Here is a 19,136-nt window from a genome sequence, read left to right on the forward strand (position 1 = left end):
TTACTTCGTGGGTTACTTATTTTTTAGGTTCTAAGAAAGCCGGGACTATGGATTGACATAGTTCCCAGCTCTCTGGATTGTTCTTCTATTTTACTTCTTTATTGTGAGTTTGTCTCTAAATCGTGTAAAAATAATCCACTGAGAAGTTTTGGTTCAAACCAGGTTGATTTTGGCGGCATGATTTTTCCAGCATCTGCTACATTTAGTAGATCATCCATGGTTGTTGGATAAACCGCAAAAGCTGCCGTCCATTGTCCGCTGTTGACTAGTTTTTCCAGTTCAGCCATGCCACGGATTCCACCAACAAAATCAATGCGCTTATCAGTTCGAACATCCTGAATGTCGAAGATTTCAGCAAACACATGGTTTTGTAAAAGCGAAACATCCAAGCCAGCTACAGGATCATCTGACAGCATATGTTCTTTAGCTGTCAGTGTGTACCATTTGCTATTTAGATACAATCCAAAGCTTTTCGGCTGTGTCGGCTTTCCTTTGTTTGTTTCAACAAATGTGAAGTTCTCTTCCAGCTGTTCAAAGAAATCATCTGGAATCGGAACATTCACAACGCGATTATAATCAAGGATTTCCAGCTCTTCTTTTGGAAAGATGACAGAAAGGAAAAAGTTGACCTCTTCTGTATCACCAATTGTAGGATGAGCTGCCTTGAATTTCTGACCAACTTTTACAGCTGATTCTGTTCGATGGTGACCGTCAGCAATATAAAGGGCTGGAACCTCGGAATCAAAGGTTTTTACTAATTTTTGAATCAATGCCTCATCATCAATGACCCATACTTTATGAGCCACTTCGTGGAAGCTGACAAAATCATACACCGGCGCATGCTCTTGTTTCCAAGTGTCCATGATTTGCTGGATATCGCTTTGCGCGCGATAGGTCAGGAAAATCGGGCTGGTATTGGCATCACAGGCTTCAATGTGCCGAATTCGATCCACTTCTTTTTCCGGTCGTGTGAATTCATGCTTTTTGATTTTACCATCTGTATAGTTTTCAATTGAGGTACACGTTACAAGGCCCGTTTGCGCTCGGCCGTTCATCGTCAGCTCATAAAGATAAAGTGCCGGCGCTCCCTCTTGGATCAGCCATTGCTTTTGTAGAAAATCTTTCAGATTTTCTGCTGCTTGTGCGTACACCTGATCGTCGTAAGGCGATAAGCTTTCCGCCAAGTCGATTTCCGCTTTATCTATATGAAGATACGAGTAAGGATTGTTTTTTCCAAGCTCCCGTGCTTCTGCAGAGTTCAGCACGTCATAAGGTAATGTTGCGATCTTCTCACTCAGCGTATCTGTCGGTCGGATAGCCTTAAATGGATGAATCTGAACCATTAATAGCTCACCGCCTCGTTGTTTTTGATTGTACGTACTTTAATGATATTCTCAGATTGTTGGATTTTTTCCGCAACATCCGCAATTTTTTGTTCATCTGTTTCAGCAATATCAACTAATGTATAGGCATAGTCATCACGACTTCTGTTGATCATGGTATCGATATTGATGCCTAAGTCAGCGATGCCTGTAGAAATTTGTCCTAGCATGTTTGGTACATTTTTATGAATGATCGTGAAGCGATGTGGCGAATTAAAAGCCATTTCTACTGTTGGAAAATTGACAGAGCGCTTGATATTTCCTGTTTCCAAGAATTTTTTCAAGGTGCGAGCTGCCATTTTTGCACAGTTGATCTCTGCTTCTTCCGTAGAAGCCCCTAAGTGCGGTAGTACCATGATCTTTTCGTTGTGCAGTAAGCGCTCATCGGCGAAATCTGTAACAAAGTTGCCGATTGCCCCCTGATTGACCGCTTCGACGACCGCATCTGTATCGACTAATTCGCCTCGTGCGAAATTCAACAATACAGCTGTTTCTTTCATTTTTGCCAACTCGTCTTTTCCAATCAGATGGTGGGTATTTTCTGTCAGTGGTACATGAACAGTGATGAAGTCACAATTGGTAAAGATTTCATCCATACTTTGCGCTCGTTTTACCCGACGAGAGATACTCCAGGCCGTATCAACTGAAACAAATGGATCATACCCGGTGACGTCCATACCCAGGCGGTAGGCATCATTGGCGACCATGGCTCCGATCGCACCTAGTCCGATGACGCCCAGACGCTTGCCTTCCAACTCAGTGCCGGCGAATTGTTTCTTTTCCGCCTCTGCTTGACTTTCGATATCAGGACCGGACAAGGTTTGTACCCAATTTGCGCCTTTTAGAACAGGACGAACAGAAAGCAGGAGGCAAGCGACAACGAGTTCTTTTACTGCGTTGGCATTCGCACCTGGTGTGTTGAAAACAACAATGCCATTTTCTGTACACTTCTGCACAGGGATATTATTCGTTCCGGCACCGGCTCGTGCAACACCGAGAACAGAAGATGGAAAATCATACGAATGAAGTTTTTCACTACGTAAGACAATACCAGCTGGTGTTTCTGTTTGATCGACAGAGAATTCCGGCGTATTGAATCGTGCGAGACCTTCAGGAGCAATAGCGTTGAATGTTTTGATATCGAACATATTAGTTGTTTCCTCCATTTTCTGCTTCAAATTTTTTCATAAATGTAACAAGAGCTTCGACGCCTTCTTTAGGAAAGGCGTTGTATAGGCTAGCACGCATACCACCAACAGAACGGTGGCCTTTTAGATTCTCAAAGCCTTCACTAAGTGCTTCTTGATTGAATTTTTTATCCAATTCCTCACTTCCGGTCACAAAAGGAATATTGTTGATTGAACGGAATTTAGGATCTACAGGCGAAGAGAACAATGCCGATTGCTCGATCTCATCATATAGAAGTTGCGCTTTTTCTGTATTCAATTTTTCCATTTGAGTAACGCCGCCCAGTTCCTTGATCCATTCGAAAACCAGCTTCGCCATGTAAATCGCAAAGGTTGGCGGTGTATTATATAAAGAATCATTTTTCGCTTGAATATCGTAATCTAGCATAGCACTTAAAACATCTGTTTGGCCGATCAAATCGTCACGAACGATGACAACCGTTAGTCCTGCCGGTCCGATATTTTTTTGTGCCCCGGCATAAATGAGACCGAAATCAGCGACATTGTAATTAACAGATAAAATATTGGAAGACATGTCTGCTACCAGAGGGACATCTCCTGTGTCTGGTAGATCAAATATAGTCGTTCCTTCTATTGTGTTGTTTGTTGTGATATGGACATAGGCTGCATCCTGTGGAATAGCCTCTTTTTTAATTTCAGGGATATACGTGAAATTCTTGTCTTCACTTGAAGCAATTACTTCTACTTCGACATTATCGATTTTTTTCGCTTCGCTAATTGCTTTTTTAGACCATGAACCTGTATTTACATAAAGGGCTTTTTTATTTTGAGCCAGGTTCAGTGGAATCATCGTGAATTGAAGACTTGCACCGCCTTGAAGAAATAGCACCTTGTAGTTATCAGGAATAGTCATCAATTCTCTCAACAGGGATTCAGCTTGTTGGATAATTGTTTCAAATAAGGAGGAACGATGGCTCAACTCCATTACGGACATACCGCTGTTTTGGTAATTCACTAATTCCGACTGAGCTTTCTCCAAAACACTTTTTGGTAAGATGGCCGGGCCTGCAGAAAAATTGTACACTGTTTTCATACGTTACTCTCCTTTAATTTCATGATTTCTACATTTGGAAGGTTCGATACCTTCTATGCTTTTAATCAAGCAATAGTAAATGTGAAGACCATTATAACAGAAAGACAACATTAAAAAAAGATTAAAAAAGAGATGTATGCGTTATTTTGGAATATTCTGAAAAATGTTTTATAAATAGTTCTTTGTGTTTGCTATTATTTTCTTTTGAGAGAGTTAATAAAATTGAAAGTTTGAATGTATATCTTTTTTAAGGGAAAATGAAAAAAATTCTAATAAATGAATCCGTTTTCGTTATCTCTGTCTTACGTTGTTGCAATCTGGAAAGGGAGTCGGTATTATTGAAGCATAAGGAGAAAGAAGTGTTTCTTTATGAAATTTAGTGAAAGGTTAGGGTGTCTTTAGGTGAAAAAAAAGTTAATGTATGTGTTTCTAAGTACAACCTTGTTGGTTAATTATGTCAGTCCAATGATTGCATATGGGATAGGCGATGAGCAAGAACCCCCTGTTGTTCAACAAGTAAATGAGGATACGAATAAGACCCAAGAAACGGTGGGCTCTTCTGTAGAAGAAGAGACAGAAGTATCAGCAACGGATGAGGGAGTAGAAACAGCATCTTCAGAACAGGAAAATCAGGTACAAGAAAGTCAAGCTGAGGTAACTGAGTCTTCAGTCGTTGAAGAAACGGAAGCATCTGTAGTGGAAGCGGAGCAAGAGCCAGCGAAAGCTTTAGCAGAAGTACTTTCTGCTAAAGCGGTTCAACAAGGGAAATATAATATTTATTCAGCTGGGAATTCAGCCGGTATGTTGAGTGTCACAGATGGTTCGAAAAGTAGTGGTGCTCGGGTAGAATTGAATAGACAGCTATACCATAGCCGCAGCCAGTTTGAGGCTGTTCCAGTGGATGGGACATGGTTTATCATCAAAAATGTAAATTCTGGTTTAGTACTGGATGTTCAAAATGGCTCCAAAAATAATGGAGCAGCTGTTCAACAATATAGTCACAATAATACGGATGCACAAAAATGGCAATTTGTTGATGCTGGAAATGGTTACGTTTATATCCAGTCTAAATTGGGAACAGTGCTAGACTGCACAAATGGCGGAACTGGATTTGGAACAAGAATCCAGACATACGCCTTAAATCATACCAACGCGCAGAAATGGCGTCTGGATACAAATACCGAGCCGGTTTTGAAGAATATTGCTACCGGGACCTATCAGATAACGGGGTCGGGGGTAAATAAAGTATTTTCTACCAATCATTTAACAAAAGATAATGGCGCAAAGGTATCCTTGTATTCTTCAGTATATAACAAAGCAAACGAATTTAATTTGGAAAAAACATCTGATAACTGGTACTATATTGTCAATAATTACTCCCAAAAAGCGTTGGATATAGCAGCTGGAAGTTTAGCTAATGGTGTTGCGATTCAACAGTACGCAAAAAATGGTACAGATGCACAGAAATTTAGATTTATTGATGCTGGTGGTGGCTATGTTTATATCCAGTCAAAGCTGGGAACGGTTCTTGATAGAGCAGCTGGCGGTACAGCTGACGGAACAAAAATTCAAACCTACACCTTAAATCAGACAGCTGCTCAAAAGTGGAAGCTGGAAGCACCTAAGGGACCTAGCACGGTGGCTGTTCAGGATGGTGTTCGCTATCTAGTATCGTCTAACATAAACACCAACTTAGTGTTGGATGTTACGGGCGGTGGTACTGCAAATGGAGCCAACATTCAATTGTGGACAGAAAATGCTGTAAACCAACAAAAGTTCGTCATTCGTTCAGCAGATGCAGGCTGGTATAGGTTAGTTAATGAAAGATCTGGAAAAGTCCTTGATGTTTCAAATGGAAGCGTAGCGAATAAAGCGAATGTTCAGCAATATACATGGAATAATACCGATGCCCAAAAATTTAGATTCATTGATGCTGGTGGTGGGTTGTGTTATATCCAAAGTAAATTGGGTACCTATTTAGATGTGGCGGCCGGACAAAATAAAAATGGTGCGAATGTTCAAATGTTTAGTTTAAATCGGACAAATGCGCAAAAATTCCGTTTGGATGCGCTGAATAAAACGAATTATGTCCGTACGACGATTTTGAGCAGTACAACTGCGAGAGTGACAGTCTTTAACTCAAGTGTTGCTGCTTCTTCTATGAAATTCCCAACGTGGAGTGAAACAAATGGTCAGGACGATATCAAATGGCTGAACGGTAGTAAGAGCTATGATGGTTCATGGACTGTTGTTGTCGACAGTAAAGAGTTTAAAAATGGTGGAAAGTACACTACACATGTTTATGCCAATGGAAACAAAGCATTAGGTGGCACTTCATATACCTTGGAAAAGAAAGTGGTTCAAGATGATAATGCGATTCGTCTATCCAAACCACCTCACTATTATTCACAACTAGATCCGAGTTGGAGCGGAATTACTTATGGAAGGTACAAGTTCGGACCAACCGGATGTGTACCAACGAGCATGGCAATGGTGTTAAGAGGATCTTATGGTATAAACGTGTCACCAGTTGATACGGCAAACAGAATCTATCAGTATGGGGGCTTTAATCAACAATACTACGGCTCTTCTGCAACGGATCTATTCCGTGGGATAAGGTCTTATGGAAGAAGTATCAGTAATATAAATAGCTTAAATGAACTTAATGATTATTTAGCTAAGGGATATCCAGTAATCATGTTTGTAAACGTAGGGATTGGGCATGCTGTTGTTGCACATAATTACTCGAATGGGAAAACAAATGTTTATGATCCGTATGGCAAACAATTCTATAATGGCTGGGTTTCAACAAGCACTCTTTGGAACACGCCATCTACAGACTACAATCTTGATTGGACACAGGGCAGACCTTACTTCGTTATAAAATAGACAGTAATAGATATAAGAGATGAATCGTAAGAAATTATTCATATCCTTAAGAATAGTTCGCTGTTTATAGCTTGTAACTAGTAGTATTTAGGCGTACTCATATAGAAAGATGGAGGAACATACGATGAGAAAAATAGTATCTCTATTTCTCGCTGTTTTACTGGTCGGAGTATTGTCAGGTTGTACTAAGTCTGAGAAGAAGAGTACAGATAAAACAAAAGAGACAACCTCACAAACGACACAACGCTCGGACAGTTCTACAAGTGAAGCACAGACAAGTACAACAGAGTCAATAACTGAAGTTTCTACTGTAGACGATGCTAGAAAACTAACACCTGATAAAGAAGCGTCTATTTTAAGACGAGAGCTCTATGAAGCGGGAATTAATTCAAGTGAAATGTCTGATGCAGAAATAGAAGAATATGCTGTGAAAGCAAAAGAAGAGAATCTGGATTTTATCACATATATTCAAGAAAAGGTTCTTAAATAATTACGGCTACACTTGTAATATGGATTAAAGAAAGGGCTGTGACAGAAAAAGCTGCTTCGGAAACACCGTTTATTCGGTTTTCCGGAGTTGCAGCTTACCAATGTCACAGCCTTTTTTGTGCAAAATAAGCATATCAAAGCTACTTATTTAGATAGCGTATAGAAAGTTTTTAAAAGAAAAGTAGCAGTTTTACTATAATTCAGTCATACATTATTCATAATTGGCGACTAAAATAAGAATCAAATAAAAGACTTTTCTTCAATTTCATTTTTCTCCTAAACGGCTGAAAACCTCCTCCGGTTTTCAGCCTTGTGTGTGTAATTAGAAAGAAACGAGGTTGGGACAGAAGCGGTTAGCTTCAAGCAATAAGACGGAATTTACGAAAATTGTTCCACAAATTTTTGCTAAATTTTGGCTTATTGTCGAAGAAGTTGCTTCTGACCCACCGTTTATTCGGAATTAGGCATGCTAAAAGTCCGGAAATTTATTTATGTCCCGGACTCGTTTCTTTTTTTAGTATCAATGAAAGGAGGAAGCATTGGTGCAGGTCTAGCTAGACAATCAAAGATCATCCACTTAAAGTCTGATCGAGCTTCTTCCACTTTTTTAATCGTCTATTCTTTTCTTCCCGTTTTGTTCGGCAAGTAGATCACGAATTTCTGCTAAGTAATCTTCTGCTGTTGGATCGTCTTCGACTTCTTCCACAGGCTTCTGCATTTTGTTTGCTGCTTTAACAATCAGGAACAAAACGAAAGCAGTGATAATAAATGTAATAATAGCACTGATAACAGAACCGACATTAAAATCAACGCCTCTAACATTGAAAACCATCGAGCCGAACGCATCGTCTGCACTTGTTTTTCCAGTAGTCAACACAACGATTAGACTGACAATTGGCGTAATCAGCCCTTCGACAACCTTTGTAACGATAGCTGTAAACGCGCTACCTATAACGACCCCGACAGCAAGATCAAGGACATTTCCTCGCATCATGAACTCTTTAAATTCTTTGAACATGTGATTCCCTCCTCTATATAATTCAGTATACTCAAAATTAGAATAATTTTAAACGAAAAAAGTTTGAGCGTCTAAAAGTACAGAAAGCTATGCTATAATTGTAAAGAATTACTGAATATTAAAAAAGTCTTTAAATCCTTTGGGTTGATTGAATTCCCGAGGGATATTGATTACTATAAAACAACAAAGAAAGGGCTGAGAAAATGTCAGTTAAATTAGCAAAAGGTGTTAATCTGCATGTTCTTCCGACTGAAAAATATAAAACGATACGTATTTTTATGCGTTTCAATACATTGTTAAATCGTGAAACGATTACCAAACGAACATTATTGACCAGTCTGTTGGAAACAAATAGTCTTCATTATCCAACGCAAACACAAATGAGTGAGAAATTGGCTGAGCTGTATGGTGCAAGCTTTGGCCTGAATGTAAATAAGAAAGGGAACCAGCATTGGTTGAATGTATCGATGAGTATTGTCAACGATAAGTATTTGAAGAATACCCATGTCTTGGAGGAAGCTGTTGCCTTCATCAAAGAGGTTCTTTTTTATCCGAATATTGTTGCCGATCGATTTGAGCAAGAAACCTTTGATAGAGAAAAAGAGAATACAGCTGCTTATTTGAGTAGTGTGAGTGAGGACAAGCAAGCTTACGCCGCACTTTCTCTGCAAAATCTTTATTTCGATGATTCAGAAGACCAGAAAATTCCAAGCTTTGGGACGTTGGAAGATTTGGAAAAAGAAACAGCTGAAAGCCTTGCTGAATATTATCGCCAGATGATTCAAGAGGATCAGGTGGATATTTTTGTATTGGGTGATGTGGAGGAAGCACAGATCCATTCCTTATTCTCTGCCTTGCCATTTACAGATCGTGAAGAAGGGATCGGAGATATTTTCTATAGACATACTATTGATAATATCATTAAAGAGCGTTCTGAAAGAGAAAAATTGGCCCAGTCCAAGCTGAATATCGGCTATGATACGAATGTATTTTATGGAGAAGCCTCTTATTTTGCTTTGCAGTTGTTTAATGGTATTTTCGGCGGTTTCCCACATTCCAAGCTATTCATGAATGTCCGTGAAAAAGAGAATCTGGCCTATTATGCGTCGAGTAATGTCGATACGTTCCGCGGTATGCTGAGTGTGCAGACTGGGATCGATGGGAAAAATCGTGAAAAGGTCTTACGTTTGGTCTCAGAGGAATTGGAAAATATCCGTTTAGGCAAAGTTTCAGAAGAGGAACTGCAACAGACGAAAGCTATGTTGAAAAACCAGTATTTGTTGTCGCTTGATAATGCGGGTGCAGTGTTAGAGTCTGCTTACATGGCATTTCTACTACCAGATACGTATCTGGAGCCGGAGGAATGGATTCGTCGGATGGAGGCTGTTACCGTTCAGGATATCCAAAAAGTAGCGGAACAGATAAAAATGCAGGCGATTTTCTTTTTGGAAGGGGGAGCAGAATAATGGAGAAAAAGGTATATCCTCAGATCAACGAAACTCTGTATACAGAGGTGTTGGACAATGGGTTAACAGTTTATCTGCTACCTAAAAATGATTATCATAAAACCTATGGCTTGTTTACAACCAATTACGGATCAATCGATAATGAATTTGTTCCATTGGGCAGTTCAGAATTTACCAGAGTGCCGGATGGGATCGCTCATTTCCTTGAGCATAAGATGTTTGAAAAAGAGGATGGCGATGTCTTTCAGGCCTTTGGCCGTCAAGGGGCATCTGCCAATGCGTTTACCAGCTTTACGAAAACCAGCTATCTTTTCTCAACAACAGATCAGGTAGAAAAAAATCTTGAGACATTGCTGGATTTTGTTCAAGCACCCTACTTTACAGAGGAAACAGTAGAGAAAGAAAAAGGGATCATCGGTCAGGAAATCCAGATGTATCAGGATGATTCTGATTGGCGTTTGTTTTTTGGGATACTTGGCAATCTGTATCCGAAGCATCCACTTCATATCGACATTGCGGGAACGGTAGAAAGCATCGACCAAATCACAGCAGAAGACTTATATACGTGCTACCATACATTTTACCATCCAAGCAACATGACGCTATTTGTTGTTGGAAAAATGGACCCGGAAGAAATGATGGCGTTCATCCGTGACAACCAAGGTCAAAAGACTTTTGAACAAGCAACCCCGATTCAACGTCATTTCCCCTCTGAAACAGCAGCAGAAATCGTGCGTGAAAGCTCGATTACCATGCCTGTTCAACGGAAAAAAGTCTTGGTTGGATTAAAGGGCTTAGATGAAGTACCGGAAGATGGTGCTGCGCTACTGAAATATAAAACAGCGATGAGTCTCTTTTTACAAATGCTGTTTGGGAGTACTTCTCAGAATTACCTGAATCTTTATAATGCTGGTTTACTTGATGATAGCTTCAGCTATGAGTTTAGTTTGGATCGCAGCTTTCACTTTGCGGACTTCGGTGGAGATAGTGACCAACCAGAACAACTGGCAGAAGAAATCGAAAAGATTTTGCTTGGGTATGAAGAAAGCAGCGAATTGACAGAAGAAAATTTGAATTTATTGAAGAAAAAAATGATTGGCAAGCATTTCCAATCGTTGAATTCTTTGGAATATATCGCAAACCAATTTTCTCAATCTCTTTTTGGTGATGTGACATTGTTTGATATGTTGACTGTTATTGATCAAATTAAACTTTCAGACATCAAAGCAGTCGCAAAAGTTTTTGTGAAAAAAGAAGGCTTGAGTCGTTTTTATATTTCCCCCGAGTAATGGAACCAGTATTCTCAATCTGAACAGATGGTCTGCCAGAAGAAGCTTCTTCAAACTTTAACTGGGATTTAACAAAAATTTACTGAGGTCCCTTTTGTGATTTTTGATTTTATTTTTTGAAGTATTCCATTTCTGGCAGTCCCTCTTTTGTTTGTTGCTCACAGCCAACTCATCAAGGAGTGAATATGAAAAAGGCATTGATAATCGGGGCAAGCGGAGGGATTGGAACCGCAATTGCAGAGCTGCTCGCAGCACAGGGCTGGTCCTTGTATTGCCATTATCATAAAAATGGCGAAAAAGTAGAAAATTTGGTAAGAAACTTTCAAAAATGTTATCCTCAGCAAGATTTTTTTATGGTATGCTTAGATATGTTGGATGAGGCAATGCTTCCAACTTTTTTCGACCAATTATTTCAGGTCGATGCAGTGGTTTTTGCTAGTGGATTTACGAGCTATGGTTTGTTAATAAATCAAACAGCAGTGGAAATAGATAATCTTCTGAAGATTCATTTGAAAACACCCTTGTTGATTTGTCAAGAGCTGCAGCAGAAGTTAAGCAGCAGCGGCCACGGCAGAATCGTTTTTATCGGTTCTGTTTATGGGCAAAATGGCAGCAGTATGGAAGCTGTTTACAGTGGCGTTAAGGGTGGACAAGAAGCGTTTGTCCGAGCATACAGCAAAGAGGTCGGCAGCTTGGGAATCACGGTGAATACCGTGGCACCGGGAGCGGTAGCGACCGCGATGAATCAACAATGGACAATGAATGAGAAAAGACAAATAGAAGAAAAGACGGCAATCGGAAGAATGGCGCGACCGGAGGAAATAGCCGGAGCCGCAGCCTTTTTGCTTTCCGATCAGGCAGATTATATAACTGGAGCGACCATCCCCGTTAACGGGGGCTGGTATTGAGGAATTTAGATAGACTGGAGAAGATGAGTAAGTGGCCAGTGTGAATATAGGAAAAAAATTAAGAGAAGCACGACTACAAATGAATATGTCCTTGGACGAGCTGCAACAGATCACGAAGATCCAAAAGCGTTACCTGATGGCAATCGAAGAAAATAATTTTGATTCTATGCCTGGCACTTTTTATGTTCGTGCATTTATTCGTCAATATGCCAGTGCAGTGAATCTTGATGGAGAAGAGCTTATCAATTATTTTGATGGAAAAGATCTTCCAAAAGAAGTTGACCTGGCAGCAGAGTATAAGACATTAGAAGAATCGCGGACTCAAATTTATGAAGAAGAGCATGAAAATCGTTTGTTCAAAAGTCTTCCTGCGATTATTCTATCGCTCTTTGGTCTGGCAATTGTTGTTGTCGTATTTTATGCGATGTGGCAGGATCAACGGGCGAATCCGATCATTGATGTGCCCGAATCTACAGTGACGATCGAGCGTTCCTCTGAATCGACCACAGAAACAAGTACCACCTCTTCAACAACAAGTTCGACGATGGAAAGTTCAACTGTAGAGAGTAGTAAAGAGCCGGAACCAACGGCTACAGTCGCCTATATCAATGAAGAGAACAGACTTGTGAATATGAGTGCTACAGATGTTGCTGCACCTGCGAAATTCACATTTACAGCAACCACGGCTAACTCATGGGCAGGCGTAATCATCAATGGCGCGTATGTCTTCCAGTATACAGTTCCTGCCGGACAGACACAGGAGTTTGAACTACCAGCCGGTACGACAGCGGTAACTATTGCATTAGGTGCATCTGAATACATGGATATGAAGCTGAATGGTCAGCCGGTCATTTTCAATCCAAATGATACAGGAATTGGGGAACGCAGTATCGTAATGACACTTGCTTATAAACAATAATAGCTTGTTTAGTAGACGATTATAGAGGACGTTGGGCTGGAAGACGTTTCTGGTCCGACGTTTCTCCATTTCCATGTGCAAAGAGAGCTTGGGAGGAGTCAGATTCCTCCCAAGTTTTTTGGGTTCTATGTCAATTTGTGTTGGTAGGACAAAAAACTGAATAAAATCATAGAACTTGGAATAAAAATCAGAGATATTCTGGTTTTGTTTCAAGTTCTTTTTAGAAATAGGAGGACCTCTGCCAATTATCTGGGCAGCTGGCCGGAAGCGACTTGGCAAAAAGCGCCAATTCCATTCCTAAATCGAGTCAAAGTAGCTGTACATGTACTTGGATAACAGCTACTAATTCCCGATTTACCTTTATAGCTGCAGAGATATTGGTTGTGAGCCTCCTTTTAATCTTGAGAAAAAACAAGACCTTGAATAATATAAATACGAGAACGAAAATGATAGAAATTACGGTAGCCATAAGCAATCCGTTTGATTACCTTAATCTTGTTATTCAACCCTTCTGTAATCCCATTAGAAAAAGAAAAACTGAACGCATTGGTAATTCCTTGCTTGTGCTTCTTGAAGAATCTCAACTTCTTTTTGAACCAGAAAGGCAGTCGGGGATCTAGTGTATCAAGTTCTTCAAAGAAACGCTTAGCTTCGCGATGAGTAAAGGCATATTTAAGAAACTGAATGGTATCGTAAGCAATACGCAAGGTTGAATCGTAGCTAAGTAATTCATCGACAATGTCTGTCTGAGTTAATGGACGTTTGAATAGTGAATGATAGGGACGATGTTGACTATCCAATTCAACTGAATCTTTTAGAAGTAACTTCCAATACCGTTTGAGTCGACGGTATTGCTTCTGTTCTTGTGGTGAGGAATGCCGAAAGGCATTCATTGTCTTTATCCGTAGTTGATTTAATGCTCGATTCATTTGTTGGACAATGTGAAATCGGTCAGTAACGAGTTGGGCATTTGGAAACACGGACTTGAGTAATTGATCATAGCTCGCATTCATGTCCATGACTAGGTACTTTACGTTTTCTCGGGCTTCTTTTGTGTATCGCATAAAGTGTCGGGTTAAGTGCGTCAGTCGACGGTCTTCAAGTACTTCAAGAATCTTGTTGGTTTCTCCATTAACACAAATAAAACTCATGGCCCCTTCGCAAGATTTCATTGATTGGAATTCATCAATACATAAAATCTTTGGAAGAAATCGCCAATTTGGAGAATAAGAAGCAGCTAGCTCCTCCATTAAGCGAAGAACCGTCACGTCTGAAACGAAATGTTTTTGGGCAATCTCTTTCCTAGAAACATTTTTCTTTAAATCAAGTATGATTTGGAGACAGAGTTGCTTTGATAAATGATGGTGTTCTTCAACTAACTCTGTCTGAGCGTGAAAAGTTGAGTGACACTCATGACAACGAAAGCGCGAACGTCTCAGTTCCAATAAAGTCAGACGACCATTAAATGCAGGTAATTGAGTGTGTGTCCGATGGTAACCATTTTTGATGATCTGCCCTTGATTTTTTATCCCACAGTTTTTGCAATGTGTAGGTATATACGTAAGTGTTGCTTTGATGACCTGAGCTTCAACCCCTTTTAGGTGTCTGTATTCAAGCCAATCCTCTCCAAAGGAGAGATGTTTATCTGTTAGTCCAAGCAATAATCTGGTATTCTTATCCATAGAGGAACAACCTTTCTGATGATTTGTGATTTTGGTCGATTTCATTTTATCAGTTTGTTGTTCCTTTTTGGTGTTTAAACACTTAAAAAGTGTTGGTAGATTTTCCTTAAGGATTTTCCACCAACACAATATATTATAGAACCGTTTTTTGATGTAGTCATTTTTCAACACATAAGTTTTTTTGTTTTTGAAGGGTTTATCGTGACAGTGTATGTTGAATAACGTAAAATAGGATAGGAAAGTGAGGAATGAAAGTTGAATTTACCAAATAAATTGACTGTACTTAGAATTTTGATGATCCCGATTTTTATCATAGTTGTTAGCGTACCTATGGATTGGGGAACAATTACTGTGGGAGATGCAGGGCTTGAAATCACACAATTGGTGGGTGCTATTATTTTTGCAGTAGCCAGTATTACTGACTGGTTAGATGGAAAGATTGCCCGTGCACGAGGCCTTGTAACGAACTTTGGGAAATTTGCTGATCCATTGGCGGATAAAATGCTAGTAATGACAGCTTTTATCATGTTGGTTGGACAAGGCAAGACACCTGCTTGGGTAGTAGCAATTATTGTCTGTCGTGAACTGGCAGTTACCGGACTTCGTCTGTTGCTTGTTGAAGGTGGAGAAGTAATGGCAGCGGCTTGGCCGGGGAAAGTCAAAACAGCAACACAGATGATCGCAATCATCTTGCTTTTGATCAATAATATTCCATTTAACCTGATGGGGCTACCTATGGCAGATATCATGCTATATGCCTGTTTAGTCTTTACAATCTACTCTGGTGTAGATTATTTTGCCAAGAATGCAGAAGTATTCAAAGGATCAATGTAGGAAAAAACGTTGAATAGATGTGTTTAAGCGTCAATCTTTTTTTCAGTTTCAAACACAAGAAGCGTCTAGGACCTTGTTTTGTCCTAGACGCTTTTTCTATTACAGTATGAAGCAGCCTACTTTCTGATTTAACTCTTAAGATGGCAGCCAGGGACCTAAGATAAAGGTTGCAGATATCACCGCAACAGCGGTCAATAAAAAGATTACGCTAAGGATGAAGGCCAGATTCCTTTTGGTAGCGGCTCCTCTTCTTGAACGTGCTGGTTTGATGCTGCTTATTCTGGTGAATATGATCAAAATGATAGAAAGAGTGAATGCTACGGCAGCAATGGTGTATTCTTTCCAAGCCAGTTTGACGTTATCCAGAAATGAAGTTGCTGTTTTTGCTAATATCTTTTCTTTTATTTCCTCTTTTTCTACTATTTGATACTTGACGCTTGGAGAAGGAATACTGGTCGAAACCTGATTTAACTGATTGGATAGAATCAATTGCTGATTATCTGACAGAATATATTCCGGCTGAGTTCCCTTCTGTAGCAGTCCATAGAACTCCTGTTTTAAATCAATTTCTTTATCATTGATCGTCTGAGTACCAGCATCTAACAGCTTCTTGTATTCAAAATTAGTAAAACCGTAATCAAACAAGGCATTTCCGAAAACATGGCGCTGACTCTCTCCCCCGCCATCATCCCAAGTACCGACACCTAAAACAACTTCGATCAGTCGGAAATCGCCATGTTGCGCGGTAGCAGCATAACTATAAGCTCCCTCCGGACTGGCCCCTGTTTTTAAGCCATCTTCTCCCTCATAGCCAAAGGCAGCTCCGGGAATTGATTGATTTGAATTTTCCAAAACAGTGGCATATTCCGTATTTTCCATTACAGTAACTTGAAATTTATTTGTATACTCCAGCACATCAGGGTGATCTTTTAGTAGGTGATAGAACATCAACGCCAAATCTCTTGCCGTTGAGACATTGTCCGCTTCAGGATCAATCCCCGCAGGTGCATAATGCCCATTGAAGGCGCTGGCAGCAGCCCCACTTGGATTGTAGAAAGTTGTTTTGGTCATGCCAAGCTGAGCTGCTTTGCTATTCATCATGCCAATGAAGGCAGCAGCATCGTTGTTAGATACTAAGTTTGCCAACATGACGGTTGCAGCATTAGATGAAGCAAGTGTCGTCATATAAAGCAAATCAGCAACAGGGTAAGTAACACCGGCAACGATTGGCGAATTGCTAAGCTCATAAATTTGGGAAATTGCCTCATCATCAGCAGTTGCTATGACGGGCGTATCTAAAGCCAGCTTTCCTTCATTGATAGCATCAAACAATAGATAAACTGTCATCATCTTGGCAATGCTTGCCGGATACCAAGCTTGGTCCGCTTGATCCTCCCAAATGACTTGCCCAGAGTTGGCTTCAATTACGATTGTAGCAGCGGGACGATAGGCCTCCTCTACTGTATAGCCGGCATTTCTTGCTAGTGTCATGATATCCTCTGGTGTTTGAGGGAGCACGGTTTCCTGTGATTCATTGGTTGATTCAGAAATTGTTGTAGAAATTCCTTCTTCAGCAAAACCGGAAGAAAACGGAACGAAAAGAGCAGCAGTTAATGAAAATAATACGCTATGTAGTAGGAAACGTTGAATGTTTTTGTTCAGCATAGTTACTCCTTTTTAGATAGAATTTAAACTATTGGTCATCGGGCTATTTTCACCGATACTATTGAATGTTCGGAAGTGTCTCTAGTTTCCAGATACTTCTCTGGATGTGCGCATCGATTTTCTTCATCAAAAACAACGCACAAGGCTGCTTCCTGCTCATCAGTCAATGCATAGACTATCTCATTATAGTTCATATCTACCTGATATAACCAGTCGTTTTGGGAATTTTTAGAAATTGGATACTGTTATTTATTTTATCTGAGCAAAATTGATTGGTTATAGTCACCCAATCCACTAGAAAATGGAGTCGAGCATTTTGTAGATAGTTTTTCTTTTTACGAATATACATATCTATTCTATCGGAAAATGAGTGAAAGAGGGATGTTTTTTTCATTTTTATATGAGATTTTTTTAGTCTGGATGGCTATTTTGCTTTTTCATTAAATACTAGGGCAGCAGGGGAAAGAAAAAGCTGTCGCTTTTTCGGAGGATAAAATATAAAAAGCAGCAATAACTGAGAAAAGGCGCTAATTAAGTGCAGCCTTCTCTCAGTTATTTTGCTGTCATGCTTTAGCTTAACTTATAAGGTAAAAGAAAAATCAACTCATCTAAATCCTGCTCTGTTCTTACTTCAATCAGAATGCTGCGCCCTTCTGTATAAGCGGTTGTTGCTTCGACTCTCTGCTTTAAATCTGCCGTTATGGACTCATTGTTTAAGAGCATATTGATCGCTGTTTCTCCTAAAACGATGGTTGCTCGAAAATGCTTATCACAGGGTTGTCTATAAAGCAGAACCCTCTTTTTATGCGCATCAATCCAAGTCCAACCAGCTTTTTTTGTTGGGAATTTCCAATAGCCTGTCGTTTCCGGACATAAAGCTTTTAGTGTGTGGTCCGTTTTTTCCCATAAAGAAAAGGTGTCACCTAATACTTCCGGTAGCTCGCTAACTTCAGGTTGCTGCTCTTTGTTGCAGAAATAACTGATTGTCATTTGCGGTCCTCCTTGTAAGCAATAATTGTTGGGTTTGGGGAATGGATAGCAGGATTGGACTCACTCTTGTCATTTCTCATTCAAAAAATGAATAATAAGTGTTTTGATTAGATAACGCGTTCTCTTTGATTGTATCGTGTTGCTTAACGATGTTCAATATTTTTTCAGGAAATCAGCAAGCCAAGCAAAAATCTTTCACTTACTAAAAGTAAGTGATATAGTAAAGATAGCAAACAAGCAAGGAGTGACATCGAATGAAGACACAGACATTTTCTATTAATCAGGCAGCTCATACTGGGGCGGTAGGCCTAAAAGTAGCAAATTTAGATAAACAAGTTGATTTTTATACAAATATAATTGGGTTGGAGGTACTCACAGCCACTCAAGAGCAGGCAGTGTTGGGAAACAAAGAAACAGGAACAGAATTGTTGTTTTTGAGAAAAATCGCAACGCCAGCTATCAGAAAAAGAAAGACAGGTCTATATCATACAGCCTTTCTTTTGCCGACACGTAAGGATTTGGGTAATACGCTTTTTTCTTTGCTGAAAAAAGAAGCTGCGATTATCGGTGCATCAAATCATGGGTATAGCGAAGCAATCTATTTGGAAGACCCAGAGGGAAATGGGATCGAGATTTACCGAGATAAACCAAGAAGTGAATGGAATATTCAGGATGATGGCCGAATTTCTGGCATCACTGTTGAAATGGATGTAGAGGGGGTTTTGGCAAGCCGGGACGAACAGACGGATAAGTTTCCTGCTGGGACAGTTGTTGGTCATGTCCATTTGTCAGTCAGTGACCTTTTGAAAACAGAGCAGTTTTACCAAGCGGTATTGGGCTTAGGCCTGAAGGACCACTTTGGCGATCAAGCCAGCTTTTTCGCTGCCGGTGATTATCACCATCATATCGGGACCAATGTCTGGACGGGGAAAAATATCCCTGCACCCGATGATCGGGATTTAGGCTTGGATTTCTTTACCTTGCTTGTACCCAATCAAGCCGCATTAACTGAACTAAAGAAGAATATTGAGAGAGAAGGCGTAGAAATTATGCAAACAACGGACCATTCTATCGTATTATTGGACCCTAACGGACTGACTGTAAAGATTGAAACAGAACAATAACTATCTTAAGTACGTAGTAGTTGATTTTTGATTGAAGACATTGGCAGAAAGAGATGCCAGTGTCTTTTTCTATTTGTCAGAATTAAGGCTGCTGAAAAATGAAAAGCTGCATATTTCTTGTTATAATGAGTAAAAACTAAAGCGTACCAGAAAAGATCAAAGGGAATCCAACGTTTAGAATTATAATGAAAATAGCTATAGATACTATCCAAATAAACAGTCTTTTTAGTTGTCTTCTAA

The 19,136-nt window shown here is 39.9% G+C and carries 15 protein-coding genes; 8 read left to right on the forward strand and 7 right to left on the reverse strand.

The window, feature by feature from the left end; translation table 11 throughout:
- Nucleotides 1-98: 98 nt before the first annotated feature.
- From A5888_RS13055 to serC, 3 genes are read right to left on the reverse strand one after another with little or no spacing between them, the layout of a single operon-like run.
- A complete protein-coding gene (locus A5888_RS13055) occupies nucleotides 99-1,343 on the reverse strand; it encodes a DUF1015 domain-containing protein (RefSeq protein WP_086348485.1) in 1,245 nt (414 codons plus the stop codon).
- Nucleotides 1,343-2,530 carry a phosphoglycerate dehydrogenase gene (locus A5888_RS13060; RefSeq protein WP_086348486.1) on the reverse strand — a complete coding sequence of 396 codons (1,188 nt, stop codon included), beginning with the start codon at nucleotides 2,528-2,530 and terminating at the stop codon, nucleotides 1,343-1,345. The genes A5888_RS13055 and A5888_RS13060 overlap by 1 nt, the downstream gene beginning before the upstream one ends.
- A 1-nt stretch (nucleotide 2,531) precedes the next feature.
- Entirely contained in the window at nucleotides 2,532-3,623 is a 1,092-nt protein-coding gene (serC, locus tag A5888_RS13065; protein WP_086348487.1) for a 3-phosphoserine/phosphohydroxythreonine transaminase, read from the reverse strand.
- Between the two features lie 402 nt (nucleotides 3,624-4,025).
- Between serC and A5888_RS13070 the strand changes: the two genes are divergently transcribed.
- Together A5888_RS13070 and A5888_RS13075 are read left to right on the forward strand one after the other, a co-directional pair.
- Nucleotides 4,026-6,512, forward strand: coding sequence for an RICIN domain-containing protein (locus A5888_RS13070; RefSeq protein WP_170924917.1), 2,487 nt, complete (start codon nucleotides 4,026-4,028; stop codon nucleotides 6,510-6,512).
- Nucleotides 6,513-6,636: 124 nt separating this feature from the next.
- Nucleotides 6,637-7,002, forward strand: coding sequence for a hypothetical protein (locus A5888_RS13075; protein WP_086351166.1), 366 nt, complete (start codon nucleotides 6,637-6,639; stop codon nucleotides 7,000-7,002).
- Between the two features lie 606 nt (nucleotides 7,003-7,608).
- Here the strand turns inward: A5888_RS13075 and mscL are convergent.
- Nucleotides 7,609-8,019, reverse strand: a complete 411-nt coding sequence (mscL, locus tag A5888_RS13080; protein ID WP_086351168.1) for a large conductance mechanosensitive channel protein MscL — start codon at nucleotides 8,017-8,019, stop codon at nucleotides 7,609-7,611.
- A 203-nt stretch (nucleotides 8,020-8,222) separates the two neighbouring features.
- On the opposite strand from mscL, the gene yfmF reads away from it, so the two are divergent.
- From yfmF to A5888_RS13100, 4 genes are all read left to right on the forward strand, one after another.
- Entirely contained in the window at nucleotides 8,223-9,485 is a 1,263-nt protein-coding gene (gene yfmF / locus A5888_RS13085) for an EF-P 5-aminopentanol modification-associated protein YfmF (protein ID WP_086348488.1), read from the forward strand.
- On the forward strand, nucleotides 9,485-10,774 hold the full coding sequence (yfmH, locus tag A5888_RS13090; protein WP_086348489.1) for an EF-P 5-aminopentanol modification-associated protein YfmH: 1,290 nt from the start codon (nucleotides 9,485-9,487) through the stop codon (nucleotides 10,772-10,774). The genes yfmF and yfmH overlap by 1 nt, the downstream gene beginning before the upstream one ends.
- 185 nt (nucleotides 10,775-10,959) lie before the next feature.
- Nucleotides 10,960-11,682 (forward strand): elongation factor P 5-aminopentanone reductase, encoded by a 723-nt coding sequence (gene ymfI / locus A5888_RS13095; protein ID WP_086348490.1) that lies wholly within the window; start codon nucleotides 10,960-10,962, stop codon nucleotides 11,680-11,682.
- 40 nt (nucleotides 11,683-11,722) lie between these two features.
- Nucleotides 11,723-12,601: a helix-turn-helix domain-containing protein gene (locus A5888_RS13100; RefSeq protein WP_339101646.1), complete on the forward strand. Its 879-nt coding sequence runs from the start codon at nucleotides 11,723-11,725 to the stop codon at nucleotides 12,599-12,601.
- A gap of 395 nt (nucleotides 12,602-12,996) precedes the next feature.
- Here A5888_RS13100 and A5888_RS13105 read toward each other — a convergent pair whose 3' ends face one another.
- Nucleotides 12,997-14,283 (reverse strand): ISL3 family transposase, encoded by a 1,287-nt coding sequence (locus A5888_RS13105; protein WP_086348038.1) that lies wholly within the window; start codon nucleotides 14,281-14,283, stop codon nucleotides 12,997-12,999.
- 255 nt (nucleotides 14,284-14,538) lie between these two features.
- On the opposite strand from A5888_RS13105, the gene pgsA reads away from it, so the two are divergent.
- Complete coding sequence (pgsA, locus tag A5888_RS13110; protein WP_086348492.1) at nucleotides 14,539-15,117, forward strand: CDP-diacylglycerol--glycerol-3-phosphate 3-phosphatidyltransferase; 579 nt, start codon at nucleotides 14,539-14,541, stop codon at nucleotides 15,115-15,117.
- Between the two features lie 135 nt (nucleotides 15,118-15,252).
- Here pgsA and A5888_RS13115 read toward each other — a convergent pair whose 3' ends face one another.
- Nucleotides 15,253-16,782: a DUF1958 domain-containing protein gene (locus tag A5888_RS13115; protein WP_086348493.1), complete on the reverse strand. Its 1,530-nt coding sequence runs from the start codon at nucleotides 16,780-16,782 to the stop codon at nucleotides 15,253-15,255.
- A gap of 570 nt (nucleotides 16,783-17,352) precedes the next feature.
- The gene (locus tag A5888_RS13120; protein ID WP_086348494.1) at nucleotides 17,353-17,772 is read right to left on the reverse strand and encodes a DUF3788 family protein; all 420 of its coding nucleotides are present in this window, start codon (nucleotides 17,770-17,772) and stop codon (nucleotides 17,353-17,355) included.
- Nucleotides 17,773-18,026: 254 nt separating this feature from the next.
- Between A5888_RS13120 and A5888_RS13125 the strand changes: the two genes are divergently transcribed.
- Entirely contained in the window at nucleotides 18,027-18,896 is an 870-nt protein-coding gene (locus A5888_RS13125; RefSeq protein WP_086348495.1) for a VOC family protein, read from the forward strand.
- Nucleotides 18,897-19,136 lie beyond the last annotated feature (240 nt).

Source organism: Enterococcus sp. 9E7_DIV0242, assembly GCF_002140975.2.
Taxonomy (GTDB): domain Bacteria; phylum Bacillota; class Bacilli; order Lactobacillales; family Enterococcaceae; genus Enterococcus_L; species Enterococcus_L clewellii.